This window comes from Enterobacter sp. 50588862, assembly GCF_001462935.1.
Lineage (GTDB): Bacteria > Pseudomonadota > Gammaproteobacteria > Enterobacterales > Enterobacteriaceae > Enterobacter > Enterobacter bugandensis.
Genome location: NZ_LNHM01000028.1, coordinates 112,893 through 139,305, shown reverse-complemented (window position 1 = coordinate 139,305; position 26,413 = coordinate 112,893). Strand labels below are relative to the sequence as shown.

Genomic DNA, 26,413 nt, shown 5'->3' with positions numbered 1-26,413 from the left:
ACGCCTTTTATCAATTTTTTATGCAGGTTAAGTCTACGTGATAAGCCGAAATGGCCTCGAGGGAGGTGAAAAATTCTTTAAAGAAAGGTTAAAGGCAGCAGAAAAAATGGCCTTCTGCAGCCGCTATGGCAGCGACTGCGCAAAAGTCAGACAGGCTTAGTGAAGAAAATTGGGAGATGCATCATTATTCTCAGCATCGTCTTCCGCGCTATACAGCAGATGATGTGCATTGGCTTCCATCATAACCATGGAAATTTGCTCTTCGCTCAGGCGCATAAACCAGGCGAACTGCTTGAACGACAGCCCCGCCCCGGAGAATAAAGACTGGCAAACGACCAGTTTTGGCAGATTATCGTCCTGTATATCGAGAAATGCTTTCACCGTCAAAGAACTGGCGTTGATAGCCGAGAGATCGGAAGCCAGCGCCAGCAGTGCAGAAGGCTTCACTTCGGCCAGCGCGGAAAAAAGGATCACGTCGTTAATCAGATCGATTTTGGCATCGAAAATGCCGTCGAAATTCTGCATATGAGGCAGATGCAGCGCCTGGCAGGAATCACATTCGAAGAAGGTGATCCCAGCATCATCAAGCCATTGACGTAACGTATCCAGTGTAGGTACGACCTGTAAATCCATCGCTGTGCAGCCTCTTTAGTAAAAACTTCGCATAGGGTACTCAAAAAGCGCCCGGTAATCCATTTAACCGCCCGTTTTCAGACAGTAACCCGGCGTGGCATGACGCTCGATCCATGAGATCATTTTACCCGCAATATCGACCCCTGTGGTTTTTTCCACACCTTCCAGCCCCGGGGAGGCGTTCACCTCCATCACCAGCGGCCCGCGCGTCGCCCGAAGAAGGTCCACGCCCGCTACGTCCAGCCCCAGGGTTTGCGCCGCTTTCACGGCTATTTCCCGTTCGCGTTCGCTAATATCGGCTACCCGCGCGACGCCGCCGCGGTGAAGGTTAGAGCGGAAGTCGCCCTCTTTGGCCTGGCGCTCGATGGCTGCCACGACCTCGTTCCCCACCACGAAACAGCGAATGTCGCGCCCTTTCGCCTCTTCAATGTACTCCTGCACCAGAATGTGCGCATTCAGCCCGCGAAAGGCGTCGATCACGCTCTCCGCCGCCTGACGCGTTTCCGCTAACACCACGCCAATGCCCTGCGTGCCTTCCACCAGCTTGATCACCAGCGGCGGGCCGCCCACCATATCGATCAGATCGCTGGTGTCGTCCGGTGAATGGGCAATGCCCGTGACGGGAAGATCGATCCCCTGTCGGGCGAGCAGCTGCAGGGAGCGCAGCTTGTCGCGGGCGCGGGAAATGGCGACGGATTCGTTGAGCGGATAGCTGCCCAGCATCTCGAACTGGCGCAGCGCGGCCGTGCCGTAGTAGGTAATCTGGGAGCCGATGCGGGGGATCACCGCGTCAAAGTGCGGCAGCTTGCGGCCTTTGTAGTGAATCGACGAGGCGGCGGGGTCGATGTTCATATAGCAGGACATCGGGTCGAGGATCTCAACCTGATGCCCGCGTTTCGCCGCCGCTTCTCGCAGGCGCTTACATGAATAGAGCGTTCCGTCCCGGGACAATATGGCAATTTTCACCCTGCACCTCTCTGAAGACATGGAAAAAGCCTGCATATCATATACGCAGGCAGGCGCAGGAGGAATGGACTATCGCGTTGCCCAGCCCTGCTTGTGCAGATACTCAAGAATAAACGGGCGGTTTTCTTTGATGATGGTGCGGCGAATATGATCCGTCCAGGTGTCGCGACGGTTATTGCTGCCGCGCGTCATGTAGTAGTTCGCCAGCTCTTCGTCGTATTGATTCAGGACATCCTGATCGACCGGCTGGTAATGGTTTTCATGCACCAGCATCGCGGCAGGAATGCGCGGCTTGAGATCCGGGTTGTCCGCCGGCCAGCCGAGGCAGAGGCCAAACAGCGGCAGCACGTGTTTTGGCAGCTTCAGCAGGTCGGTCACGCTTTGAATGTTGTTACGCAGCCCGCCGATATAGACACCCCCTAACCCCAGCGATTCCGCGGCCGTAAAGGCGTTTTGCGCCATCAGCGCGGTATCCACCACGCCCAGCAGCAGCTGTTCGGCCAGCCCCAGCTCGGCCTCAGGGCAGATCTGCAGGTGGCGGTTAAAGTCGGCGCAGAACACCCAGAACTCGGCTGCCTGAGCCACATGCTTCTGCCCGCCGGTGAGCGTCACCAGCTGTTCACGCATGGCTTTATCGGTAATGCGGATAATCGAGCTGCACTGCAAAAAGCTGGAGCTGGAGGTGGCTCTTGCGCTGTCGATAATCGCATTACGCTGTGCCTCGGTAATCGGCTCATCGGTAAAGTGGCGAATGGAGCGGTGGGACTGGAGCAGGTCTATGGTTGGCGTCATCTTGTCTCTCTTTAGTCTTGCTTAATACGTATGGCAGCCAGTATAGGCAATGATGTGCGCGGTGTAATTGGCGAAACATAGCTCATAGATATTATAACGACAGGCGAAACCTTCTTTAATGACGGCGGGTTATGGGGCACTATACATGTCATTCGCCGTCAGGCTTGTTTTTTGAGGAGAGAGAAATGTTTGCAGTAATTTTTGGTCGTCCAGGGTGCCCTTACTGTGTGCGCGCGAAAGAGCTGGCTGAGAAACTGACCGAAGAGCGCGATGACTTCAACTTTCGCTATGTGGACATCCACGCGGAAGGCATCACCAAGGCCGACCTGGAAAAAACCGTCGGTAAGCCGGTTGAAACCGTGCCGCAGATCTTCCTCGATCAGAAACACATCGGCGGTTGCACCGACTTTGAGGCCTACGCCAAAGAGCATCTGGGCCTGTTTGCCGAGCAGTAATGAAGAGACGCCCTCACCCTGAGGGCGTTTTTATTTGCGGTGCCGTCGGTGCTGAACCAGGCTGCGCACAAACAGGTAGCACAGCGCGCCAAGCGCGCACCAGAATACGCCGCTCAGCAACCACGCCAGCTCCTGCCAGAAACTCCGCGTTGAAATATACATCAGGCGCATCATCAGCAGACACAGCGGTGCAGCGAGCATGGCGCCCAGCAGCGGCTTCACCACCTCCCCTTGACGGGAGAGAAAACTGGCGGCAGCCCCCGGCAACGTGAAGAAGAGCAACCCCAGCTCAGGATGCCCGGACGCCCTGAACGCGCCCTTTACATTAAATGCGAGCGACATGCACACGACCGTGAACAGCAAAAAACAGCTGATCACCCCCGCCCAGTTTCGTTTCATATTCAAACTATCCTCCTGACTTATCTCTATCAAATACACATTCGTCGGGTAGACGCCCAGTCAGATAAAGCAGTGCGGCAATCCATGCCAAAGTACGCACAGGGTGATGCGATAATCAGTAGCTGTCAGTAGCTAATGCGATTAAACTACACGCCAGCTAATGTTTTAGGGAATAAAGCAGGAAACAGGGAGCGTTAGCGCTTTTCCCTGATCCAGAAAACAGTAGCCCAAAAAGTCCTTTCATTCAACAACTTACTGGTAAACAAGAAGTTAGCCTCCGTGAATATAAACGTCGCAGACTTGTTAAATGGGAATTACATCCTGTTATTATTTGTGGTACTGGCGCTGGGTCTTTGCCTGGGTAAATTGCGTCTGGGTTCGGTTCAACTCGGTAATTCCATTGGCGTTTTAGTCGTCTCCTTATTATTAGGCCAGCAGCACTTCAGCATTAACACGGACGCGCTGAACTTAGGTTTTATGCTGTTTATTTTTTGCGTTGGCGTAGAAGCGGGACCTAACTTTTTTTCAATTTTCTTCCGCGACGGCAAAAATTATCTGATGCTGGCGCTGGTGATGGTCGGCAGCGCGCTGCTGATCGCGTTAGGACTGGGCAAACTGTTTGGCTGGGATATCGGGCTTACGGCCGGTATGCTGGCCGGCTCCATGACCTCCACCCCCGTGCTCGTGGGCGCCGGTGATACGCTGCGGCATTCCGGCATGGCGGGCGCGCAGCTCTCTACCGCCCTCGACCATCTGAGCCTGGGCTACGCCCTGACCTATCTGATTGGTCTGGTGAGCCTGATCGTTGGCGCACGCTACCTGCCAAAACTGCAGCACCAGGATCTGCAGACCAGCGCCCAGCAAATCGCCCGCGAGCGCGGTCTGGATACCGACTCCAAACGTAAAGTCTATCTCCCGGTTATCCGCGCCTACCGCGTCGGGCCGGAGCTGGTGGCATGGGCAGACGGCAAAAATCTTCGCGAACTGGGGATTTACCGCCAGACCGGCTGCTACATCGAACGTATCCGCCGCAACGGCATTCTGGCGAACCCGGACGGCGACGCGGTGCTGCAGATGGGCGACGACATCGCGCTGGTGGGTTACCCGGACGCCCACGCCCGTCTCGACCCGAGCTTCCGTAACGGCAAAGAGGTGTTCGACCGCGACCTGCTCGACATGCGCATCGTCACCGAAGAGATCGTGGTGAAAAACCATAACGCCGTGGGCCGCCGCCTGGCGCAGCTGAAGCTGACCGACCACGGCTGCTTCCTCAACCGGGTGATCCGCAGCCAGATTGAGATGCCCATCGACGATAACGTCGTGCTCAACAAAGGCGACGTGCTGCAGGTCAGCGGCGACGCGCGACGCGTAAAAACCGTTGCCGACCGCATCGGCTTTATCTCCATTCACAGCCAGGTCACCGACCTGCTGGCCTTCTGCGCCTTCTTCATCGTTGGCCTGATGATCGGGATGATTACCTTCCAGTTCAGCAACTTCAGCTTCGGCATCGGTAACGCTGCCGGTCTGCTGTTCGCCGGGATCATGCTGGGCTTCCTGCGAGCCAACCATCCGACCTTCGGCTACATTCCGCAGGGCGCGCTGAACATGGTGAAAGAGTTCGGTCTGATGGTGTTTATGGCGGGCGTCGGCCTGAGCGCAGGCAGCGGCATCGGCCACAGCCTGGGCGCCGTCGGCTGGCAGATGCTGGTTTCCGGCCTTATCGTCAGCCTGGTGCCGGTGGTGATCTGCTTCCTGTTCGGCGCCTACGTGCTGCGTATGAACCGCGCCCTGCTGTTCGGGGCAATGATGGGGGCGCGTACCTGTGCCCCGGCGATGGAAATCATCAGCGATACAGCGCGCAGCAACATCCCGGCGCTGGGGTATGCAGGCACCTATGCTATCGCTAACGTGCTGCTCACGCTGGCGGGTACGCTGATTATCATCATCTGGCCGGGACTCGGATAACTCCTAAGTTTGCGCGTAATGAAAAAATTTTTGTAACGCGCAGAACTTTTTTAGCAGGGGGCAGTCATAACTAGTGCCACTGCTTTTCTTTGATGTCCCCAATTTGTGGAGCCCATCAACCCCGCCGTTTTGGTTCAAGGTTGATGGGTTTTTTGTTGCCTGAAATTTATACCCATATTAATCAAGCATTTGGAGAACACATGTTCGCTTAGTGGCGGCAAAATGGCGGCAGAAGTGCATGCCTCTTCCTAGCCCCTACAACTACACAGAATGATCATTACAATTTCAATAGTTTCGCTTGCTCTGGATTTACACTTTCGACGTAGTTTTTGACACCTATTTTGTGTGGCTCGTAGTCACTCGCATAGAAATCAATGAGAAAGTCGCTCATCTTCTGTGAGGTGACTTTCATATTTCCTTTACTCAAATACAAATTGAATACTTTAATTAGGGATGATGGTGCCTGCGTTTTAATCATGTTGACTTGATAACCCGATTTATCCATCGCTAGTAAAATTTCGTCGTAAGTCGTCTGCAGTTGAACAATATCATTTGAGGATATGATCACATCATCCATGTACACACTAAGTTTCACATTGGGATGTTTGTTCAAGCGACGCAGTAGACTACCCAAATGACTCTTATCCAAACAAAAGGTCGCAAGCATAGGCGATTGGACAAAACCGAATGGAAGGACGTGCTTATGGGGAGTATCAGACAGGTTCTTCACAGTTGAAAATTTTGCAATTTCACGCGCTTGTGAATAGGTAAAGTAGGCTTTTAAATCACGGGTGATGCGGCTGCGGCTAGTTGACTGAAAAAAATGTTTAATGTCTATAACAGCAATAAAACTACTTTTAAGGTGCAATCTGGCTGCTTTAAGATGCCCGCCGGTTCTTAAATGATAAAAATAGAGTGGCGGAATCCACTTGTTTCTGATTGATTGAAGTATGCGTTCCCCAAGTTCACTTGTCCTGACACTTGGGACATAGACCCAAACCCCTGGCCTAATTTCAAATTTGTGTTCCCATCGTTGAACTTCTATTTCCATGATTTAAACAGTCGTAGTTGAAGGCCATGTTAAGAACGGTGTAAACCGTACCAACTAACACAACAAATGCAGTAGCACATTTGAGCATAGCGGTAACAAGTTCCACACGCGCCTTAACTAAGCCAAGTTCTTTGATTTCCATAACTTGTTACTCCGTAGAATCCTGACGTCTCTTAGCGCAAGCGCATGGCCTAACTAAATAACAAAACTTCGACAATTTGTAAGCCCAGTAAACCCAGTAAGCCCAGCAAATCGGCGTCCGGGATGCCCAGCATATCGGCATTCGGTACGCTAGTCGCAAAGCGACAAACTCCACTTCTACGGATACGGGATATAACCCCGCTAACGTCAGGTAAAAGTAATCTAACGCTAAATCAATCAGAAAGGTAGTCTTTCTATACCTTATTAAACAGAAAATTATAGAAATGACACCTGCCCGGATTCAGATGGATGAGGCGGTGCGGCGCTGATTTTTTGCGGACGGCAGACGGACCGCACAAAAGTCTCATGCGTCACGAACGTATGCCCGCACTCAATATTGGTACACTGGTTGTATCGTTCTTTGGTTTCACTGGAAACCTGAAAGCTACTGCGTGTATGCGCGGCCTGGCCGCACATCGGACAATTCATCATTTCGTTTAGCCCTCACTCTTAACCAGTTCGCAATAATGATACATCACTGTTCTCATTTTGGAACTAATCATTCAATTTCGAACTCATCTATTTTCACTTCGAGATCCAGACTGGTCGTAAATCCACTATCCGGATTGACGGTATGCGTCAGCGTGGTGATGATCCACTCCGCATCATCAATCGGCTGCTTAAAGCCGCTCACCTTCACCGGCATTTCGGTGTAGAGATCTGCCCTTCCCTCTGCGAGCTGCAGGGAGAATGTTGCAACCCCGCGCTGCAGGCGCTCCCACTGCATCTTTGCCGCTCGCTCTGCATTGGTGCAGTTTGCATAAGTTCTGTTGAGTACCAGCACGTTTTCATCCGTTCCAACCAGGTAATCACCCTGCTTTGCTTCCGGCTCCTTTGTCGCAGTGTTTTTTTTTCGACGGCGCTTAACCTTTGCTGCCTCTTTTTTCTTTGGCTCACGAGTATGCAGCCAGCTGGCAATTACCCCCGTATAGGCATCACGATCTGCCAGGGTAAAACGATGACCGTCACCGGCCTGACGGGTTATGGTGATAACCGGCAGCGGCTTACCGCTTGCCGTTCTGCCCTGCCCCTGGCGGATAAACAACAGATTGCCGTCCTTAACGGAGGCTATCGCCCCATACTGCCGCGCCAGCTTCATCAGGAAACTCGCATCGCTTTCGTTGGTCTGGTCAATATGATCCACAGGCTTGTCCATCAGGTCCTGCCCCAGCGCCATTTTTAATTTATGCCTGGCGGCGATTTCCTTCACGACTTCGCCCACCGTTGTCTGATGCCAGGACTTTTCTCGCCGCGTGTTCAGGGTTTCACGTAAATCTGCACTACGCGCGCGAATTGTGAGACGGTCAGGCGCGCCGCTGTGCTCAATCTCATCGACAGTAAAGGCCCCTTTCGGAAAAAGCGGCTGACCTTTCCACCCCAGCGCAAACTGAATAATGGCCCCCCGACGCGGCAGAACGATTAGCCCGTCCGAGTCGTCCAGTTCCAGATCAAGCTGGTCCGCTTCAAAACCCCGGTTATCGGTCAGCGTCAGACTCATCAGGCGCGCATCCAGCACGGTAGTCACATCTTTACCTTCAATGATGATGCTGAAACCGGGGGTTTTACTGTTCAGGTTCAGGAGTTCAGAGCTGAAATTCACTGCAGTAACCCCTCAACCGTATTTTTCATATTGCCTATCGCAGAGGTGGCGGAGTCCTGCAAATTACTGAGCTGATCGCTGAGGCTGCCAAACATATCAGACAACGATTCATCCACCCGTTTCAGGCTCAGCGAAAATTCGATGCGCCGGGGCATACCGCTCTCAAAAAATTCTGTTTTTGTCTGGCTCAGACTCTCGATCACAAACATGCCGTAAATCGTCCCGCTCCCCTCAATCAAGGGCCAGGCTTTCCCCAGCTCCGCCATCTGCTCCAGCGCCAGCAAAGACAACCTGCCGCCGGTAATCTCCGGCAGCAGGACGCCGGACAGCGTAAGCGAATCGTTATCCGGCCCAAGAAACTGCGTTGTCGGGCGCCGGTTTACCCGGCTGTTAGCTGCGTGCCGCCAGCTACGCTGATACTGCAGCTCCTGATAGGGTACGGTTCGCAGCATGAATACGTACAACCCCAGCACCATCATCATTATTCGTAACCCCCTCGATCACTGAAATTACTGCGTGTTTTTGCCCTGGCCCTGCGCTCTCGCTCATCAAGCTGCCGGGCCACCTCTCGGGCGATATCCTGCGCGCTTTGCCCTGGCTGGGCGACAATATGAATTGGCGCGCTTATCTCGTACTTAATTACCTGCGGCGGTCTTTCTGCCTTCGCCGACGGCGCCGGTTGCGTCCTGACAGGTACACTGTACGGATGAATTGGCGCGGCTTCTGCCGGGGCAGCCGCCAGGCCCATTACGCCAGCGACCACGGAAGCGAACACCTTCTGGCGCATAGCCATCGGGTCAGCCCTGTTATCCGTGATTTCCGTAATGGCCGGTGCTGGCATGACAGCCGCAGCGATATCGGCCAGCTCCGCAGCACGATCCCGACCAGGACGATTTACCGGGGCGTTAACAATCTCAGGCGGCAGCATCAACCTGCTTTCAGGCCGTTGCCCCGGGCTGGCTGTTACATCACGAACCGGGCTTACCGTTGCCGCCAGTTTCACCAGCTCAGTAGTACGATTGATTACCGGAAGATTTGCCGGACCGTTCACACTATCAGGAGGCAGAACTATCGCGCGTTCAGGATATTGTTTAGCGCTGGCCGGTTCCGTCCGGGAAGGATTGAGCGTTGCCGCCACCCTCGCCAGATCAGCAGTCCGTTTCCTGCCGGTGACATTGGCGGGCCCGTTTACGATCTCTGGGCCATTCTCACCCACGATGCCGAACTGGCCGCGCGGAATGGTACCGCCGCTGTCGTACATGCCAGCAAAACCCATCGGCGGGAATCCGCCAGGCGGCAGCACCACTTTACCGTCTGTGTTTACCGTGGCTGGCTGCTGCCGCGTGACCTGCTCAGGAAGCTTCGCTTTGGCCGCTTCCTTGCTGACAATGCCAAGTTTTTCAAGCAGCCAGGACACGCCCGATTTAAGCGAATCCAGCGGGTGCATGACCATGTTCAGCCCTGCCGCCAGCGCCTCCCCAAACTGCCGCCCCATCGACGCCGCGCTTTGCAGCTCTGCAGAGGTGGATTTAACCGGCGTCAGCAGATCAGTAAACCATCCCCACAATGCCTGGACCTTGTCACCTATCCACTGGAAAACAGGCTGCAGTGGCTCAAACGCCGCACTGATAGGCGCAGCTGCAGCTTTGAATCCTTCAACCACTCCGTCTAAAAATGCGCTTATCGGCTGCCAGTATTTCCAGACAACCAGCGCCACGCCAGCCAGCGCCGCCACAACGAGCCCTATCGGACTAAGCAGGGCGCCCAGCAATCCAGAAATCCCGTACAGCGCAACGCGAAGGAGGGCCAGCGGGCCGGACGCCAGAAAACGAAGCACGCCACCGGCTGCCGATAATCCCCCTCGCAACACGGCCAGCGGATTCATTACCATGCCGATAATGTTGCGAATACCAGACATTCCGCTGCGAAGGACAGCAAGCGGCGCATTTGCCAGCCTGGACAGCGCGCCGCCGGTGCGGGTCACTGCAGACATAACGGAGGGGAGTGTTTTTACACCCAACACGGATAGGCCAAAACGGATCACCGCCAGCGGCCCCAGCACGGCAGCCACGGCCACCGCCAGCGTGCCGAGCACAACAGTGATCGCAGCTGTGGCTGCAGCCACTTTCATCAGCGTGCCCGCCAGCTGCGGGTTAGCCTCAACCCATCGACGCAGTGCCCCGGTAACGCTTTGGACGTACCCCATGATATCCATCAGCGGCTGGCGCAGGGTTTCACCCAGGCTACTGAAAGCGTTCTGCGCGCCCGTTTTAACAAGCAACCACTGCGCGGAAAGTGAATCCTTATTGATATCGGATTCTTTCTGCATGGAGCCGTTAGCCTCAGTGCCTGAGGTGAGTTTCAGCTGTCGCTGCAGCTCCGGCAGGTTGTTTGCAAGCTTCGCCGCATCGTCGCCAAACTCCTTACCAAATATCATCGTCATGGCGGACAGGCGCTTATCCTGCGGCAGCTTGTTGACCTTCTCCAGCACGCGCTGAATGGTCCCCATTGCGTCCTTTGTCATCTGCTTTTCAATCTCTTCTGGATTGAGTTTCAGCAGATCCATACCTTCCATGAACCGTTTGCTCTGCATGGTCGCAATCGACAGTTCGCGCACCATCGCATTTGATGCGCTGGCGGCAATTTCAGGCGCGGCACCCAGAGACAGGAAGGTGGAACCCAGCGCGGCCGCCTTGCGGAAATCAAGCCGGTCGGCCACACCCCCAATGCGCTGCAGCACATTGATGATATCGCCGCCCTTAGACATGGCGTTATCGTCCAGGTAGTTCAGGGCATCGCCCAGCTGTTCAATATTACGGGTCGGCACTTTATACAGCTGCGCGATTTTCCCCAGGCCCTCCGCCAGCTCATCAGCGGGCAGCTCGAATGCCGTTGCGGCCTTTGCTGCAGTGGATGCAAAGGCCAGCAGGTCACGCTTCTGGTCTTCGTAAGAATCGTTCTGGTTTGTCACGCCCATGCGGGCGCCACCTTCAACCAGCGCGGCATAGTCGATGGCGCCATTCTCCATCGGCAGCTGTTCACTGGCGGCCTTGATGGCATCCTGCATGTCGTAAAACTGTTTTGTTCGGTTGCCGTTGTCGTCCCGCAGCCCGTTAACCTGCTTTGCCACGCCTTTCATCGCATCTTCCATGCTGGCATAGCTTTTAACCGCTGCCATCACCGGCGCGCCCATCGCCAGCCCGGCGGCAGTAGTTGTTGCTCCGGCGCCCGCGATACGATCCCGCACCTCAAGGCGCCGCGGATACTGATCGCGTACGGCGTTCATACGGGCCTGCTGATCGCCCAGGCGCTTAAGGGATTTCTGCTGTCGGTCCAGCGCCTGCCGGGTTTCGTCGGCATTCTGCCGCAGCTCACGCTGCGCACTGCTCAGCTTTTTGGTGTCCAGCCCGGCCTCATTGAGCGCAAGACGCTGACGCTGCACCGACTGACGCAGGCCGTTGTATTTGCTCTGCAGCTCGTTAACGCGGTTTTTTGCCTGCTCCAGCAGACGCGCCTGCGCCGCCGTCGGCCGGTTTGTGGCCGAGAACTGCGTGGCAAGTTTCGCCGCTTCTTCGCGTGCGGCTTTAAGACTGTTGCCGGTGACGGCCAGCTGCGCGCTTGCCTTGCGGAAACCGTCAATACGGCCCGCCTGGGCGTCCAGTTCTTTTAATCTTGCGCGGCTTTGCTGAATGGCGGTAGCCAGCTCTTTAGAACTGGCCTGCGCTGATCGGAATGGGCGGGTGAGCTTATCAACCGCATTTAGAATTACTTGCAAACGCAGGTTAGTGTCACTCATCGCTGGCCCCGCTTCTCTGAATCGCTTTATGCCGCCACTCCAGCACTTCGGTCAGCGGCATAACGTCAGTGACGGACGGCGGCCAGTGAAAAATGGTGGCGATATCAGCCACCAGGTATTCTACCGTCAGGCTGTCGGCAAACCGGCAAGCACCGATTTCTTCAACAAAAAAGTGACCACCTCAACCGACAGCGCGGTAAGATCGGCGGGGTCCATTTCAGCCATTTCCTGAGCGGTCAGCGCGGGCGTGGAGATGCGGGGAATAATCGTCATCATCGCGCCGACGTCCATATCCATAATCGCCTGCAGACGGGTGCCACGCAGCGCGCCGGACTGCGGCTTGCGCAGCACAATTTCGGCAATTTCGGTTTTACCGCGTTTGATTGGGGTGTCCAGCTGTACGGTTTTTTCAGTCTGTTGTTCGCTCATTGTCATTTCCTGTTAATAAGGTACTGGCGCGGCTGCCCGCGCCTTTAAAGTAGATCAGAGGCCCAGGGCGTTGCGGTGTTCTTCCATCAGGTCCACGCCATCAACGATTTCAATCATGTTGATCACATCAGCCTCATAGAGCACCTCGCCGTTAATGGTCAGCTTCGCGTAGCTGTTGGTGCTGCTGACTTTTGTGGTGTTGCTCTCGCCGGTTTTCCATTCGCCGGAATCGACTTCTTTATGTCGCCCGCGCACAACCAGCTCAACGGCCTGCACTTCGCCGGTATCATCACGCTGAATGGAGCCGGTGAAACGCAGCTGGATGCCGTCAACGGTGGCTTTACCCATCTGCTTGAATAACAGCAGTTCGGTGCCACCGATTGAAAATTCCGTATCCAGCGCGCCATCATCAAGCCCCAGATCAACATCAGCCGAACCGGGCATACCGCCGCCGCGATACTTTTCAAACTTGCGGCCGAATTTAGGCAGGGTCAGGGACTCAACAATCCCCTGATAGTTATTCCCGTCGTTAAACAGGTTCAGGTGTTTTAACTTGCGAGGTAAAGCCATTTTGTCCCCTTACGCGCTGACCTGGCTGGAGAAGTCCAGCAGATACTGATCGGTGATGCGCTGGCGCAGCATCAGGTTTTCCAGAGGCGGTACCGGCGTATAGTCGTAATCGATAGTGAGCTTCCCGGCTTTCAGGGAATCTTTATCGTTTACGGACTCATCCAGCCAACAGTCGGCGCCGATGATGTAGCCCTGTGTTTTCAGGTTGCGCAGTTTGGCGCGAATACCTTCGATAATGTCGCGGGCCAGCGACGGGTTAAGCACGCCATCAACCGCCCACATGTGCGCTTCGGCGATGGTGTCAGCCAGTACCTGCGCGGTGCGGGTGTAGTTTTCAAAGGCAAACAGAGGATCGTCACTGAGGCAGCGGGAGCCCCAGAAGCGGAAACCGTCTTTGCGGATCAGCGTGGTGACATCGTTCTGGTTCAGCAGCCCCGCATCGGTTGCCGGGTCCTGCAAATCCCAGAACACATCCGCAGAAATGCCGGTGACGCCGTTCACGCCCACGTTGGACAGGGATTTGTGCCAGCCGGTCTGCTCGTCAATTTTGGCACGCAGACCAAGCGCACGGGCTGAGGCATAAGCCGTTGCGTCAGCATTCAGCACGGTGTCAAAACTGATGAAATCAGGCCAGATCAGCATTCCCTCGCGCTGGCTGAAATTAGCGCGGTAGGCAATGGCCTCCTCTACCGTTTTGCAGCCGTAGGCTGACAGATAGGCGAACCCGCGCAGACTCTGCGCCACTCTCAGCAGCTCAGTGGCAACCGCCTGCGTGTCATGCCCCGGCACGCCAAGAATGCGCGGCTTAACGCCGAGCTGGGACTGCGCAGATAACAGCGCTTTCATGCCCGTTTTTTTACCGTCAGCTGTCACGCCGCCGATAATGTTGGAGGTTGTTTCCGCTTCGGTTTCACCCTGTGCAACGCGCACAACGACGGTCACGGGTTTGGCCTGATCGGCAATTGCATCCAGCGAGCGGGCCAGCGTGCCGGACTCGCCTGCTTTACCGCTGGCGGTCAGCACGTCGGTGAGCAGGACCGGTTTATTGAGGGGGAACACGGACGCATCTGCATCATCGCCGGTACAGACCATACCTACAATTGCCGTGCTTACTGTTGAAATGGGGCGGGTGCCATCGTTGACCTCAACGACGCGCACACCATGGTGATAATCCTGAGCCATAAGGCACTCACTCCGCTTTAGGGTTGAATGCGTATGCTGCATGTAGAATTCTAAGCATGCATTTGGTATGTATTGTTGTATCGCTAATACAATGGCTTGAGATTCAAATGAAAGCTGAAGATAACGTTGTTGATAACTGGATAAAACAATCTGTCAGGAGGGAGATCCTTTACCGACTAGCTGTATGGTGTTTGATAACTGTAATAGCTTTATTTATAAGCTCAAACGCCCCAACCTTCGCACTCGACAAATATGTCACCCCCGTTATTCATAAATTAACTGAACAATTGGATTTCATTTGGACTTTTTTATATTTCTTTATAAGCATCTCATTTTTCTTTAAAGATATGGCATACATGAGAAAAGAAAGTTGGGGCAATCACAACATCCGACACAATTTCGGCATGCTATTAAGAAAATTCACGTGTGAAGCGTTGTTATGGTCTGCTGGAATCTCATCCTCTCTAGTAACAATCATAACAATAAGCTTCCCCATAATTTTATTAAAAGACGATAACTCAACCGCTCAAAATTATTTTCTAAGTATATTTATAGTATTTTCCACATTCACATTTAGCGCTATGATTCTTTTCTTTTACTATTTATTGAGAGCAGATCGCGCTGCTATATACCACATAACAAATTCGCGCCTACTGACTCAAATGATTTATCTATTTCTATTTTTAGGATGCGGCGTCATGTATTTTTGGATTGAAGCAAAATGAAAGCCTTGTGTTAATTGTTATAAATCCCCCTCCAAATATGAGGGGGTGAGGAATTAAACCGGTTGTTCCGGCCAGACAAGATTTGGTACCAAGAGGGGATCGACTCGATTTAATAAAACTCGATACTTCCTCCACGCATCATATAGATTGCTTTCTTCATTATCAGCAATACCCAGCTCAACTGCGTCCTGCAAAGGACTTATTATTGCCTCTGCCATAATAAGTAACTCTGCCTTTTTTAACTCTGCATTCTTAACATCGGCAGCAATTTTAGCAGCTTCATTCGTCACCCATTGCTCACCATCCCATGCATCGTAAGGTGTTTCAGGTGCGACTGTTGTCGTCCCCGCGGGATAACCACCCGGCTGGGTTATTTCAACAGGTTCGCCAGTTTCCGTATTCCATACAGTTTCGCCACGATGATCCGCTAAATATTCCCAGCTATCGTCCGCAATCGTTCGGCATACAACAAAACCATCTTTTCCCTCAGGAGGGACATCAGTACACGCATTTGCGGGGAGTCCCACACCAACAGGAATATACTCTGTTGTTGAAGACAGGATTTCCCGCGTCTCACTATCGTAATTGAACACCACAACATTACCAGCTGTTGTGGCAAAACCATATTCCAGTATGGCGTTTTGCATTATGCGGCCCTCACAATATAATTAAATGCAACGTTACGCGGCCTCGTTTCACTGCCAAACATTGCAGAGCCAAGCGCGGCTTTTGCGGTATATGTTTGCAACAATGTGCCCGTGGACGGGTTCGGGTTATATTCGTTGGTTCCATCCGGGTAATAAGCCATTGCTGAATTTCCATCAATAAAGACCGCTGTCATAGCGCCATCTCCACCCGTCCCGTTAGTAGTGGGCAACCAATGCCTGTGATCGAATGACATTCCCCCCTGTGCTAACAGCAATCCGCGACCAGTATCCACACCACGACCATCGTCCCAGCCACGAATAAACTCACCACGTAGATCAGGTAATTTCAGAGCCGGATACGCCTGAGCTAGTTTTGGATATTGCGACGCAGTAAAAGCTGCACCGTTGCATTTGAGCCACCCCGCCGGAGCTGTAGCAAGAGGCCATGGCACTGGCACTCCAACCGGCAGGGCCGAACCCGCCCCCAGGCCGAGGTTATTCAAAAATGCGGCAACGTCAGCAATATCCGCACCGTTTTTACTGATCTCCATCTTCCCTGCTAGTGCATTTGTCATCGTGGTGGCAAAGTTAGGATCGTTGCCCAGTGCTGCAGCCAGTTCATTCAGCGTATCCAGTGCCGCCGGTGTTGACCCTACCAGTGCTGCAATAGCCGATTTAACAAAAGCCGTATTGGCAATCTGCGTGTTATTAGCCGTTTGCGCTGCAGTAGGTGCCGTCGGCGTTCCCGTCAGGGCCGGATTTGCCAGTGGTGCTTTCAGTCCGAGCGCGTTATTGAGTAACGACACCACGGCCTGCACAAATGCCGTGCTGGCAATCTGGGTGGTGTTCGTCCCCGCCGGTGCTGTTGGCGTTTTGGGCGTGCCCGTCAGGGTCGGACTCTCTTTCGGGGCGTACTGAGAATGCGGATCGGCTGCAGCCAGGTGTTTTGCCATCAGGTCATCGACATATACCTTCAGCTCCAGCACCTTGTCATCGACATACTTGCGGGTCGCCAGCACCACGGCGGGGTCAATTTTCAGGGTGATAGTGTCAGTGCTGCTGGTAATCAGCACCATGCGCACGGTCTGGGTGCGCCCGCTCCCCTCCGCCAGCTGCGGCTTGTAGCTCTCCGGACAGTTGCCGACGGCAATCAGCGCACCGGTATCATCAAACAGACCAACCTCGCGAATCCACCACCCGCCCTCAGTTTCGGGGATCACCTGTTCCGCAATAATCTGGCTGCTGTTCTGCGGGTCGCTATACAGCATATTGAGATCGGCACGGCGCTTTTCAGCAATCAGCCTGGTCTGCTGTGCGCTGGGCGTGGGGAGCACACCGCCACCGTCGCCCACCGCCATCTGGGTAATTTTAAGCGGCACGCCGAGTGCGGCGGCGCTGGCCAGTTTCGCTGCGCCGATCTCCGTCAGCAAGGTGTAGAATTTTGCGCTCATGGGTTCACTCTCACTGTGTCAATAACGTGGACCGCCCCGCCCTCGTAAGCGGTGCCGCCGGAAATAATGGTTTCGTTGATATACGGGTAAATCGTGATTTCTTCGCCGGTGTAGGTGGCTGCACCGACGAAATACGGCCCACTGGTCTGCAGGTTGATTGACATGCCGATCAGATGACGGCTGCAGGGTTTGGCGTCGCTGATGAGGCGCTCCAGCTCCAGATAGGTTTCTTCCGTGATGCCCTGGTCCTGCACGCCGATATCCAGGCGAAACGTGCCCGGCTGTTCGCCGGTCTGCCACCATTCGATAATGCGGATCAGGAAGCCGAACGGCTCCACCACCCGACGCACGGCGCTGGTTGTGCCTTTGTGCTGATGGATATAGAACGCGTCCTGCACCACCCGGCGCTTCACGCTTTCTGTCCAGCTCTCGTCCCAGCGGTCCACGGAAAACGCCCACGCCAGATACGGCAGGAAACTGACCGGACAGGTTGCCGGGTTCCACAGGTCACGCAGCGGCACCGCAAGCCCGGAAATGCCGCTGCAGCTCTGCGCCAGTCGGCGCTCAAGCGGCGATGAGCCAGGCGGCAGCAAGCTATTCATCCGTGCCCCCGTTGGTCACATTCCACTGCGTACATGAGGCAGCCTGCGTCTTATCCAGCACCAGATCATTCAGAGGAGACGCCAGCTCCACGCGCTGAACACCTTCGACATGCAGCGCGGCATACAGTGCACTGCGGCGGATATCGCGTCCGAGCCGCGTCTGGCTGGCGATGTACTTCTGCAGGCTGGCTTTTGCCGCCGCCATCACCGGCTCCACCTCCGGTCCAGGATAGAGAAAAATGGTTGCATCCACGCTGTACGGGATAATTTCGGCGCTGCGCACCGTCAGGTGATCCGCCACCGGGCGCACGCTCTCGCTATTCAGCGCTTTTTCTACAACAGCCAGCAAGTCATTCTCTGCCGTGCCATCACCCTCGCGGCTCAGCACCGTCAGCATCACTTCCGCCGGTGCCGGACTGGTTGCGCTGGCATCCGCCACCCGCCCGTCCGCACTTCTGGCGTGAAACTCATAGGCCGCCGTCGGCCCCGCAACGGACAGCCCTTCAAACGCGGCGGGTACACGCAGGCGCAGCGCCTCGTCACTTTCCATCACGGCAGCTACCGGTGGCACAGCGTCATTATCGGCAGGCGTCACTGTCAGGCGCTTCACGTTATAATTGGCGGCAAGTTGTTCCAGATCGCCGCCGAGGGCATACGCCACCATGACCGCCTGCGCGGCCTCATTGATACGCTGGCGCAGCAGAACTTCTCGGTAGGTGCTTTCCTGCAACTGTTTGGTGATGGGTTCAGATTCGAGCGCCAGCGTGCGCGCGACGGCTACCTGCTCGTCCACCGGATAGAGCGCCACAAAGGCGGCCTTGCGCTCCGCTAGCAGCGTCTCAAAATCCGGCACGTCCACAATCTGCGGCGCGGGGAGCTGGGAAAGGTCAATGACCGCCATTGTCTGCTCCTGTTGAAACGGAAAGGGAAACCGGTGCGCCGCTGTTGCGCTGCCCGGTAAGGTCAACCAGCATGGAACCGTCAAAGTTAGAGCTGATGGTGATGGAGTCTAGCGTCAGGCGAGGTTCCCAACGACTCAGCGCCATATACACCGCCGATATGATCTGCAGGCGCAGCGCTGGGTTCTGCGGCTGGTCAATCAGGACAGACAGCAGCGAACCGTATTCACGTCGGGCAACGCGACTGCCCTGCGGCGTCAGCAGAATGTCACGCACCGACTGACGCAGATGATCCGTGTCTGTAATGGCTTGGCCGTTGTTCTGACTCATGCCGAGATACAGCGTCATACCGGGCCTCCCGACGTGTCGCCGCCTGATTTAACTTTATTGTGCGCGTGGTTATCCACCACGATCCCGTTGGAACTCATCGGGCCGCCACCCTGGGTGACAGCGCCGTTGATCACCACTTCGCTGTTGATGCGCGTGGTGTTGGCCTCCACAACAAAATCAGAGGTTTTGAGGGTGATATTATCTGCCGCCTCGATCACCATGGATTTGATGCCTCGGACGTGCCAGCGCCCGGTGGCGGGTTCATACTCAAACCAGCCGCCGTCCGGGTACTGCGTCACGCTGGCGTCTACGGAATCCGACGGCGGTGCAAACTGGCTGGAGTAGATAGCAGGCAATGCGAATGCAGTTTCGAGGTTGCCGCCCATGCTCAGAACCACTACCTGCTCATCCGGCGAAGGACACCACCATGTGCGGGCACCACCGGCACGCAGCGTCAGCCAGTTAATCCAGTTGGTTTCGAGTTCGCCGACTTTCACCCGGCACAGCCAGTTTTCCCGGTCCACTTCGGTCACGGTGCCGGAGCGGATCAGGTTGGTGATAAGGCGCATGATTTCTGTAAGTTGTGAGTTCATTACACTATCATGAACATAAACTTGATTTGCTAATATCAAATGATATTGTTCTAGGTACTACACAAGGAGGATAAATGTCGCAACAAGAATATGATTCAGTTTCTATTAAATTCTTCCCTTTAAGTCAAAATAATGTTCCACAAGAAAAAGGAAGACTCTCCGAAATAGAGATGACTTGTGATTTAAAAATCGAAGATAACACAAAGTGGCATAAATTTTCATTTAAAACACTCGATAAAAATATTTTTTCACTTTATAACACCGACAAATGGCGAATTGAAATCCCATTACATTACGTTAATGGCGATCTTTTAAAAACTGTCACACTAGAGAACTGTAGAATCAGTGATTTGGGCCACTACACCTCTGGTTTAAACGAGCATTATAAATTTACTGCGCATCCTAGTGAAACTGTCATCAGACGTAAGAAATATGATACGAAAACAAACAAAAAAACAAAAATCAATTTTCACATAAACCCTGCCAACTTAGTTTCACCAAATATTAAACATTCCTTTGAGCAAGATGGAGGGATTAAACAAACAAAAAACCAGCCTATAGTGATAGATTTAATGGATAAAGGCAAGGTATTATTGGATGCAAAATTCGTTGCGAGTGGTACTTCCAATAACATAACACTTAAAAAAACTCAACTTTACACATTAGAAGTTGAAGACGAGTGTTTAACAATCGGTGATATTAAAGATAATCTTTTAGAAGAAATAGACTTGTTAAATGATATTATATCCTTTATTCATGACAAAAAAATATTTTGCTCTAAATGGACACTGGATACATCAAATGAACTCACGACCGTTTATCGCCATTTTAATATCAAAACAACCAACACATCGGGTGACAAGGCAATTTTAACCCCGCCAGAAGTTAATAAAAGCTTGAATAAAATTTTTCACAATTACAAAAAATCAATATATAAACAAAATATAAAACTGGCTATTAACACACTGATTTTGCAGGAGCAGTATCTTGAACCATATTATCTATCTTTATTTCAGGCATACGAATCCATAACCTTAACCTACAAAAAAAACAAAACCACACAATACATTATCCCCGAAAATGAATTTAAAACATTAAGAAAAAAAATAGAAAACTTTTTAAGCCCCGACATCCTAGAAGACAAGGATATCCGTTCAAAAATAAAAGGAAAACTTAGTGAACTTAACAGAACATCTCTACGTGATGTAGTCAATAGTTTTGAAGCTGAACTTAACAATAAGAATGATGATTTATGGCCTATCTTCCGAGATAAAAACGGTATCGGGCTAGCAGATATCAGGAACGCTATAATCCATGGGGAATTAATAGAAGATAGTAATATGACAAGTATAATCATTGCTTGTGAACACTTAAAAATCCATCTTGCGCGACTGGTATTGACCCTACTTAGTCAGAAAATTGAAAGCACATCCTATTCCGAACAAGATATTAATATGAGAACTAAGCTGAATGAATTTAGTTTTTGGAGCGAATACAGGAATTCACTAACTAAAGCACTCCTTTAGTTTTTTCAAAACGTGGTGATTTTAATATTAAAATCACCACAACAACTTACAAACCATTTCGCAACCAAGTATAAAATGAATTATAAACAATCAACTGCATTTCATCATTTACCCCAAGAAGAAGACGCCTACTGTAACGAATAGTAGGTCCTTTACTACTAATTTGATCCCGTAAGCCGTAATGATGAACCCTAGCAATACGCTGCACCTTCCCCGCAAACTGCACACTGGCTGAATCCGCGCTGGCTGTAGTTTTCAGGTATTTCGCCGTGCGTAGTTTCGAGAACATCTGCCGTTTAATGCGTCCCTTTTTAGTCCTCGCCGTGACTTTTCGCGGCTCATACCCGCTGCCGTCAGGATTACGCTGCAGCCGGATGTTATTTTGCTGATTCCTCCGCAACTCCTGCGCCAATTCCCGCATCATGCGCTGACGTGCGGCTGGCTCCAGATTCGCCAGCAGTGCGGCCAGCCACTCGTCCACTTTATGCAGATTATCCACGTTTCACCGTCCACATTTCTTCTGGCTCGTCGGGTTCTGGCTCCGCCTCAACCGTCGAGATACCACCATCGGAGCTGACCAGCACGCGCTCCGTCAGCTGCAGGTTCAGGCTGATATCACACGCGTCGTTGCGCAGAATATCCACCTCAAAGGTGAACAGTTTTTCGCGCAGCTGCGGGTTGTTGATGGCATCCGTCTGATTGGCTTTCAACCACAGCAGCACCGGGGCCATCAGCAGGTTCTGGTCGCCGCTGAAATCCTCGATCACCACATTCAGGGTGTAGCGATATTCCCACGACATAGACTTCGCGCCGGTTGCCACCAGGGAACCGTTATCCACGAACAGATGCAGCTTGTCCGGGTTATCGCGCACATAGGGCACGGCCCTATTCAGGGCGCTGCGTAAGGACTGCGGCTTGTTCACTGTTTCGCTCCTGGCACGCCACTATCGTGTCCACTTTGTCAGCACAGACCGCCCAGGCGGCCTCGGTTTCATCCAGCATCGCGCTCAGATCGCCGTTAGTGCGCGGCGCTGACGGGTTCAGGTTGCACGGCGTCACTCTCGGACAGCCATTCACGGTAAGCAGCACCTCCGGCGAGGGCCGGACGTTCCCGCAGCCGGATAATGTCAGCAGGCAAAGGAGTGTCAGCCCAGCGGCGTAAATCTTCGTTCTCACGTTTCAGTTCCTCGATCCGGTGCTGGCGGTTGCGCAGCAGCGCGGTGGTCTGTTCCGCCGTCGCATAAATCCGCATCTGCTCCCGGCTGTTGGTTTCGGTCAGAATGGACAGACCGATCAGCTGGCTGTTTTTCTGCGCCAGTGCCTGCGCTTTAGTCGCCAACTGTTCGCCTTGCGTTTCGATGGCGTGCCGGGCGTTGTTCAGCCGCCACGACTGCCAGGCCAGCGCTGCCAGTAGCAGCAAAAAAACCGCCAGCGTGCGCGTCATACTCCAGCCCCTTTCAGGCACCAGGCCATTTCACGCGCGCGGCGATTATCCAGCCCCTGATTAAACACGCCTTTGACGTACACCCAGCGCGGCAGTTGGCGGCAGGCATCCGCCCAGCGCTTTTGATTCAGCAGTTTCACCAGCGTGGAGCTGCAGGCGTTGCTGGTGCCAACATTAAAGGCAAACGACACCATGGCGTCATAGACCTTTTGCGGCACCGATGGCACCACGCACTTTTCCAGTGCCCGTTCGACAATCAGCACATTGCTGATTAGCCCCTGCGCCGCCTGCCGTTCGGTGATAGTTTTGCCGGGCGTCACGCCGGACGTGTTGCCGATGCCGTCGGTCCAGATGCCCGCGCTGCACTGATACGGCTGCAGGCGGCAGCCTTCGTAATCGGCGATCAATTTCAGCCCTTCGACGGAAGTATGCAGCGACTGATAACCGGGCAGCGTGGCGGCGATAGCCAGTACTACCCCGACCAGGCAACGCTTAACGATTGAAGGATTCATACTCCCCCCGCGAGATTTTGCCGCCGCGCAGCAGTTTGAAAGACTGGTGTTTGTAGTACCAGTTGATCGCCAGCATCAGCACACCAATCAGCACGCCGCCGACCGTGGAGGCATCTTTGAGCGACAGATCGCCCAGCCAGGCCAGCAGCACGGCGATGCAGTAAGTGATAAAGGCGCTGACTCTCTCAAGCGTCATGATTCAGTCCCATAGCTGGACGGTCTGTGCGGTGGTCGATGCCGGGATATCCGGTAGCTCCACCTGCAGCCCGTGCGGTAAAAAGGGGCCATGTTCAGCCAGCCCCGGATTGGCACGTAATACCTGCTCCGTGACACCCTGCGTGCGCCCGTAGTGACGCCAGCACAGCGCGTCCACCGTGTCATACTGGTGCGCACGCACTTTCATCAGATAAGCTCCACCGTGCAGTGTGGCGCATCCTGCACCCGACTGATCGCCCAACGCGCATCCCGCCACAGGTCGCCACTGGCCTCGGCCAGCTCTTCCCCTCGCTTCACACCGGACGCCGTGGCGTCATAGTCCTGATAACGCTCATTAAGCACGGCGCGCGCCCAGCAATACACGGCGTTGAGGTAGTGCTGAATGCGCTCGCTTTTGCCATCCAGCATTTCCGCCGGCACGTCAGCCAGATCTTGGTAACCCAGCATCTGCTGGAGGTTGCGGAAGTCGTACAGCTCAGCGTTAACTTCGGAAATGGCTGTCAGTGCAACCTGCCTCAGACGCGGCTGCGTCACCGTGCCGTCGGTGCGCATCACGCTGCGAAACTCCGATAGGCTCACATCCGGCCAGAACGGCGTGTTTTTGATGACCTCCGCCTGTTCCGGTGCCGGTTCGGGCGCAACAAACTTCATGCGGTCTTCTCCTGAATAAGTGGGCGGTGAACGGGATTTTGATGAGGCCATGCCTGTCGCCATCCCGTGCCGCCCGTGCGCGGGGCACGTTCCGTCAGCGGTCGTTGCGCAGTCTGCGCTCCAGCCGCTCTTTGTCTTTCTTCACACCGCAGCGGGAGTCCAGCTGGAGCGCATGAGTGAGGTGATTCAGGGCCGATGCCGGGTTGCTTTCGCTTAGCACCGCGCCGATGGCTTTGTGCAGACGCGCCCGTGACTCGTCCGGCATATCCTGCCCGGTGGTCAGGTCCAGCGCCTGCAGTAGCAGGTCGGCGTCGAAAGGGGCAGCTGCGAGCATGGCACTTTGCGCCGCGTCGGCCATCTCCTCAGCCAGCACGGTCTGCACGTTGCGGTTACCGAGCGGCATCACCCAGCCATAGCGCAGGGCATGACGCCCGATCTCCAGCGCACCGGCATAATCCCCGGCATCGATACGCCACAGCATCACGTACATCAGAACGTCATCCTGCTGAGCGCCTCCGGCGGCCAGCACACCGTCCGCCCAGGCGGAATATTTCGGCAGCAGCTCCACCTTAATCGCCGCCTTTTTTACCGTGGACTGGATGCCCTTGAGACGGCGGCGATCTTCGGCCAGCTGGAGCAGCATCAGGTCATAACCCGACGCATGGCGAACACAGCCGCCCTCGCGGGCGGCCTGTTCAGCCTGAATGCGCAGGCGGTGCTGCCGTGCGGGACTCAGGCTCATGCGTTACTCCCCAGCGTCCGGTGCAGCTGGCGCGCTGAAATCACCGATTTCGATGTTTTCCACTAGGGCCGCGCAGCGGTAGTCTTCGACCACATAGGCCTCGTTCACCGATTCGAAGTTTTCGATGCGGTCACGTTTCGGGTTGTCGATAACCGAGCGGCGGCGGGTCTCTTCCTGCCAGTAGATGGACAGGTTATCCAGACGGGTGATCAGCACAGCATTCGCCGGGAAGTACGGCGCGCGCACAGCCTGCAGACCGCCCATGCGTTTCTGGCTGATGATCAGATCGGCGGCGATTTTTTCGCTGTTCTCCTGCTCCTTGTTGACCAGCGGGAAATACTTGTCGGACAGCAGCTCACGGCCACAGACCACAACCAGCTCGTCATCGTCCTGGAAAATCGGATCGATAAGCTCGTTGACTGCGTCCATCACCAGCGCGTCTAGGTTGGCGTACAGACCGCCCTTCCCGACTTTCACCGGCTCGATGGTCACGGTGCCGTCGTCTGCCGTTTTCGTGCCCAGCACGTTGTCCGGCGCATCTTCGCGGATTTTCTGCAGCCAGCCCTTGTTCACGTCCTGCAGCAGGACGTTCTCGCCACGGTTAGAGGTTTTGGCGCGCTTCACGCCGTTGAAGCCGATCATGATGCGGTCCAGCGCCTGGCGTTTGACGATGGCGTTACGGATACGCACCTGGAAGTCCTGGAACTTGGCCCACAGATCCAGCTTCGCGTAGGTCAGCACCGTGTCGAAGTTGGTCTGCTCGCACTTATACTCCACGTCCGCCATCAGCGTCGGATCGGTCGGTTCGCGCTCTTTGGTGGTGGTGTCCGTCGTTCCGGCAATGGTGCTGCCGACGCCCAGGCCCAGCAGCTGGCCGGATTGTTCAGCCACGCCCATCACGTTGATCAGCGTCAGAAACGCGGCGGACTGCTGAATTTCATCTTCCAGCGTCTGGGACACCGACGGCTCCACGGTGAACTTGCTGGCAAGCTCGGTCACGGCCACACCGTTCAGGCGCGCCAGCTGCTGCAGGTAGGCGTTAAAGGCAAAGCGGGTTTTCTGTTTCATGTGTTGGTTTGCTCCTCAGCAATTGGTCACGGTGCCTGCCGGAGCGTCACCGCCCGGCGCACGCTGGCGGTAGTCCCTGCGGCTGTCTTCGCGGTTCAGCTTCTGCTCCAGCTCGGCAAAGGCGGCCTGCTGCTCCTGCAGGGAAGTTTCCAGCGCGGACAGGCGTTCGCCGTTTTCGGTCAGGGTTTTGGCAGTGCGTTCGCTCAGGTTCTGCTGCTCGGTAGCAACCAGCTCAACGGCCAGATGCACGTCAGAGAATCGCGCGTCGTCGGTCTGCTCTTTTTTGTTAAACAGCGCGGTGACGCGGGCAAACAGGGAGGGTTTGTCGTCCTGGACGTCTTCCAGTTCGATAGGGGTTTCTTCAGCGGCAGAAAATAGGTTGTCCGGTTTCTGCTTACGGTTCGCCAGCGGGTTGCGGGCAGCACTGGCACTGAACGCCAGCATTTCCGTGCCGAGGCTCGCCGGATCGTCGGTTGCGGCCAGCCCAACAAGATAGGCTTTACCGGTGTCGGCAAATTTCGGGCTGACTTCCATGGAGGTGAACAGCTTCTGGCCTTTTTTGACCAGTTCCACCAGGGAGGTGGTTGGCTCCACATCGGCGTACAGCGCCATCTTGCCTGCCAGCGGACCGTCCTTGATTTCTTCGGCAACCAGCGCCGTCACCTTGCCGTAGCGGTTAAAGGCACTGTCAGGGGAGTAAGACTTGATGTGTTCAAGGTTAATCAGCGCGGTGTAAACCGTCGGGTTGTAGCTCGCCGCCATCTGTTCCAGCCATTCGCGCTGGATTTCGCGTCCGTCGGTGGTGGCACCTTCAACCCCGATGCGGAAACGCTTTGCTTTCACTGTCATGAGCCGTGCTCCGTAGAAAACTGTCTGGAGCCTTATGGTTGCGGGGATGGGGGGAGTGAGACAACGCGCGGCGCTTGTGCCTTTCGCCATACAAAACGAAGCCGAAGAAAGAGGACATT

General features: G+C 54.5%; 34 protein-coding genes. 3 read left to right on the top strand and 31 right to left on the bottom strand.

What is annotated here, in order from left to right; genetic code table 11:
• Positions 1-156: 156 nt before the first annotated feature.
• The 3 genes from APT89_RS13525 to nfsA all read right to left on the bottom strand — a co-directional run bounded on the left by APT89_RS13525 (position 157) and on the right by nfsA (position 2,391).
• Positions 157-633, bottom strand: coding sequence for a YbjN domain-containing protein (locus APT89_RS13525; RefSeq protein ID WP_003858385.1), 477 nt, complete (start codon positions 631-633; stop codon positions 157-159).
• A 63-nt stretch (positions 634-696) separates the two neighbouring features.
• Complete coding sequence (rimK, locus tag APT89_RS13520; RefSeq protein ID WP_060572679.1) at positions 697-1,599, bottom strand: 30S ribosomal protein S6--L-glutamate ligase; 903 nt, start codon at positions 1,597-1,599, stop codon at positions 697-699.
• Between the two features lie 69 nt (positions 1,600-1,668).
• A complete protein-coding gene (nfsA, locus tag APT89_RS13515; protein ID WP_028012503.1) occupies positions 1,669-2,391 on the bottom strand; it encodes a nitroreductase NfsA in 723 nt (240 codons plus the stop codon).
• 185 nt (positions 2,392-2,576) lie between these two features.
• Between nfsA and APT89_RS13510 the strand changes: the two genes are divergently transcribed.
• A complete protein-coding gene (locus APT89_RS13510) occupies positions 2,577-2,846 on the top strand; it encodes a GrxA family glutaredoxin (protein ID WP_028012502.1) in 270 nt (89 codons plus the stop codon).
• A 30-nt stretch (positions 2,847-2,876) separates the two neighbouring features.
• Here the strand turns inward: APT89_RS13510 and APT89_RS13505 are convergent, their stop codons facing one another.
• Positions 2,877-3,245, bottom strand: a complete 369-nt coding sequence (locus APT89_RS13505) for an inner membrane protein YbjM (protein ID WP_080339193.1) — start codon at positions 3,243-3,245, stop codon at positions 2,877-2,879.
• Between the two features lie 279 nt (positions 3,246-3,524).
• Here APT89_RS13505 and APT89_RS13500 point away from each other — a divergent pair, with 279 nt between their 5' ends.
• Complete coding sequence (locus APT89_RS13500) at positions 3,525-5,210, top strand: aspartate:alanine antiporter (RefSeq protein WP_014169303.1); 1,686 nt, start codon at positions 3,525-3,527, stop codon at positions 5,208-5,210.
• Between the two features lie 277 nt (positions 5,211-5,487).
• Here the strand turns inward: APT89_RS13500 and APT89_RS13495 are convergent, their stop codons facing one another.
• The 16 genes from APT89_RS13495 to APT89_RS13425 form a co-directional block, all read right to left on the bottom strand.
• Positions 5,488-6,261, bottom strand: a complete 774-nt coding sequence (locus APT89_RS13495; protein ID WP_060572677.1) for a reverse transcriptase domain-containing protein — start codon at positions 6,259-6,261, stop codon at positions 5,488-5,490.
• Positions 6,224-6,403, bottom strand: a complete 180-nt coding sequence (locus APT89_RS23470) for a hypothetical protein (RefSeq protein ID WP_072053766.1) — start codon at positions 6,401-6,403, stop codon at positions 6,224-6,226. The genes APT89_RS13495 and APT89_RS23470 overlap by 38 nt, the downstream gene beginning before the upstream one ends.
• Positions 6,404-6,678: 275 nt before the next feature.
• Positions 6,679-6,894 carry an ogr/Delta-like zinc finger family protein gene (locus tag APT89_RS23465; protein WP_072053767.1) on the bottom strand — a complete coding sequence of 72 codons (216 nt, stop codon included), beginning with the start codon at positions 6,892-6,894 and terminating at the stop codon, positions 6,679-6,681.
• Positions 6,895-6,961: 67 nt separating this feature from the next.
• Positions 6,962-8,062: a phage late control D family protein gene (locus APT89_RS13490; RefSeq protein WP_060572675.1), complete on the bottom strand. Its 1,101-nt coding sequence runs from the start codon at positions 8,060-8,062 to the stop codon at positions 6,962-6,964.
• Positions 8,059-8,544, bottom strand: a complete 486-nt coding sequence (locus tag APT89_RS13485) for a phage tail protein (protein ID WP_060572673.1) — start codon at positions 8,542-8,544, stop codon at positions 8,059-8,061. The genes APT89_RS13490 and APT89_RS13485 overlap by 4 nt, the downstream gene beginning before the upstream one ends.
• The gene (locus APT89_RS13480; protein WP_060572670.1) at positions 8,544-11,858 is read right to left on the bottom strand and encodes a phage tail tape measure protein; all 3,315 of its coding nucleotides are present in this window, start codon (positions 11,856-11,858) and stop codon (positions 8,544-8,546) included. Before APT89_RS13480 ends, APT89_RS13485 begins: the two co-directional genes overlap by 1 nt.
• Complete coding sequence (locus APT89_RS13475) at positions 11,851-11,970, bottom strand: GpE family phage tail protein (RefSeq protein ID WP_007848878.1); 120 nt, start codon at positions 11,968-11,970, stop codon at positions 11,851-11,853. The genes APT89_RS13480 and APT89_RS13475 overlap by 8 nt, the downstream gene beginning before the upstream one ends.
• 14 nt (positions 11,971-11,984) lie before the next feature.
• Positions 11,985-12,287: a phage tail assembly protein gene (locus tag APT89_RS13470; RefSeq protein ID WP_014884889.1), complete on the bottom strand. Its 303-nt coding sequence runs from the start codon at positions 12,285-12,287 to the stop codon at positions 11,985-11,987.
• Between the two features lie 54 nt (positions 12,288-12,341).
• Positions 12,342-12,857 (bottom strand): phage major tail tube protein, encoded by a 516-nt coding sequence (locus APT89_RS13465; RefSeq protein WP_060572667.1) that lies wholly within the window; start codon positions 12,855-12,857, stop codon positions 12,342-12,344.
• A 9-nt stretch (positions 12,858-12,866) separates the two neighbouring features.
• Positions 12,867-14,039, bottom strand: a complete 1,173-nt coding sequence (locus tag APT89_RS13460) for a phage tail sheath protein (RefSeq protein ID WP_060572665.1) — start codon at positions 14,037-14,039, stop codon at positions 12,867-12,869.
• Positions 14,040-14,817: 778 nt separating this feature from the next.
• Positions 14,818-15,411 carry a tail fiber assembly protein gene (locus tag APT89_RS13450; protein ID WP_060572661.1) on the bottom strand — a complete coding sequence of 198 codons (594 nt, stop codon included), beginning with the start codon at positions 15,409-15,411 and terminating at the stop codon, positions 14,818-14,820.
• The gene (locus APT89_RS13445; RefSeq protein ID WP_060572659.1) at positions 15,411-16,862 is read right to left on the bottom strand and encodes a phage tail protein; all 1,452 of its coding nucleotides are present in this window, start codon (positions 16,860-16,862) and stop codon (positions 15,411-15,413) included. The genes APT89_RS13450 and APT89_RS13445 overlap by 1 nt, the downstream gene beginning before the upstream one ends.
• Entirely contained in the window at positions 16,859-17,464 is a 606-nt protein-coding gene (locus APT89_RS13440; protein ID WP_060572658.1) for a phage tail protein I, read from the bottom strand. The genes APT89_RS13445 and APT89_RS13440 overlap by 4 nt, the downstream gene beginning before the upstream one ends.
• Entirely contained in the window at positions 17,457-18,365 is a 909-nt protein-coding gene (locus APT89_RS13435) for a baseplate assembly protein (RefSeq protein ID WP_060572656.1), read from the bottom strand. Before APT89_RS13435 ends, APT89_RS13440 begins: the two co-directional genes overlap by 8 nt.
• Positions 18,352-18,711, bottom strand: coding sequence for a GPW/gp25 family protein (locus APT89_RS13430; RefSeq protein WP_060572654.1), 360 nt, complete (start codon positions 18,709-18,711; stop codon positions 18,352-18,354). The genes APT89_RS13435 and APT89_RS13430 overlap by 14 nt, the downstream gene beginning before the upstream one ends.
• Positions 18,708-19,286, bottom strand: a complete 579-nt coding sequence (locus tag APT89_RS13425) for a phage baseplate assembly protein V (RefSeq protein WP_060572651.1) — start codon at positions 19,284-19,286, stop codon at positions 18,708-18,710. The genes APT89_RS13430 and APT89_RS13425 overlap by 4 nt, the downstream gene beginning before the upstream one ends.
• A gap of 74 nt (positions 19,287-19,360) precedes the next feature.
• Here APT89_RS13425 and APT89_RS13420 point away from each other — a divergent pair, with 74 nt between their 5' ends.
• A complete protein-coding gene (locus APT89_RS13420) occupies positions 19,361-20,812 on the top strand; it encodes a hypothetical protein (RefSeq protein ID WP_060572649.1) in 1,452 nt (483 codons plus the stop codon).
• Positions 20,813-20,858: 46 nt separating this feature from the next.
• Here the strand turns inward: APT89_RS13420 and APT89_RS13415 are convergent, their stop codons facing one another.
• The 11 genes from APT89_RS13415 to APT89_RS13365 all read right to left on the bottom strand — a co-directional run bounded on the left by APT89_RS13415 (position 20,859) and on the right by APT89_RS13365 (position 26,294).
• The gene (locus APT89_RS13415) at positions 20,859-21,311 is read right to left on the bottom strand and encodes a phage virion morphogenesis protein (protein ID WP_060572646.1); all 453 of its coding nucleotides are present in this window, start codon (positions 21,309-21,311) and stop codon (positions 20,859-20,861) included.
• Complete coding sequence (locus APT89_RS13410; RefSeq protein ID WP_060572644.1) at positions 21,304-21,735, bottom strand: phage tail protein; 432 nt, start codon at positions 21,733-21,735, stop codon at positions 21,304-21,306. The genes APT89_RS13415 and APT89_RS13410 overlap by 8 nt, the downstream gene beginning before the upstream one ends.
• Complete coding sequence (gene lysC, locus APT89_RS24635) at positions 21,698-21,946, bottom strand: Rz1-like lysis system protein LysC (protein WP_231276547.1); 249 nt, start codon at positions 21,944-21,946, stop codon at positions 21,698-21,700. Before lysC ends, APT89_RS13410 begins: the two co-directional genes overlap by 38 nt.
• Entirely contained in the window at positions 21,831-22,256 is a 426-nt protein-coding gene (lysB, locus tag APT89_RS13400; protein WP_060572640.1) for an Rz-like lysis system protein LysB, read from the bottom strand. Before lysB ends, lysC begins: the two co-directional genes overlap by 116 nt.
• Positions 22,253-22,768 (bottom strand): lysozyme, encoded by a 516-nt coding sequence (locus tag APT89_RS13395; protein ID WP_060572638.1) that lies wholly within the window; start codon positions 22,766-22,768, stop codon positions 22,253-22,255. The genes lysB and APT89_RS13395 overlap by 4 nt, the downstream gene beginning before the upstream one ends.
• Positions 22,749-22,964, bottom strand: a complete 216-nt coding sequence (locus APT89_RS13390) for an HP1 family phage holin (RefSeq protein WP_048220226.1) — start codon at positions 22,962-22,964, stop codon at positions 22,749-22,751. The genes APT89_RS13395 and APT89_RS13390 overlap by 20 nt, the downstream gene beginning before the upstream one ends.
• A gap of 3 nt (positions 22,965-22,967) precedes the next feature.
• Complete coding sequence (locus tag APT89_RS13385) at positions 22,968-23,171, bottom strand: tail protein X (protein ID WP_060572636.1); 204 nt, start codon at positions 23,169-23,171, stop codon at positions 22,968-22,970.
• Positions 23,171-23,635, bottom strand: a complete 465-nt coding sequence (locus APT89_RS13380) for a head completion/stabilization protein (protein WP_060572634.1) — start codon at positions 23,633-23,635, stop codon at positions 23,171-23,173. Before APT89_RS13380 ends, APT89_RS13385 begins: the two co-directional genes overlap by 1 nt.
• 94 nt (positions 23,636-23,729) lie before the next feature.
• Complete coding sequence (locus APT89_RS13375) at positions 23,730-24,377, bottom strand: phage terminase small subunit (RefSeq protein ID WP_060572632.1); 648 nt, start codon at positions 24,375-24,377, stop codon at positions 23,730-23,732.
• A 3-nt stretch (positions 24,378-24,380) separates the two neighbouring features.
• Positions 24,381-25,445, bottom strand: coding sequence for a phage major capsid protein, P2 family (locus APT89_RS13370; protein ID WP_060572630.1), 1,065 nt, complete (start codon positions 25,443-25,445; stop codon positions 24,381-24,383).
• Between the two features lie 15 nt (positions 25,446-25,460).
• Entirely contained in the window at positions 25,461-26,294 is an 834-nt protein-coding gene (locus APT89_RS13365; RefSeq protein WP_060572628.1) for a GPO family capsid scaffolding protein, read from the bottom strand.
• Between the last annotated feature and the right edge of the window lie 119 nt (positions 26,295-26,413).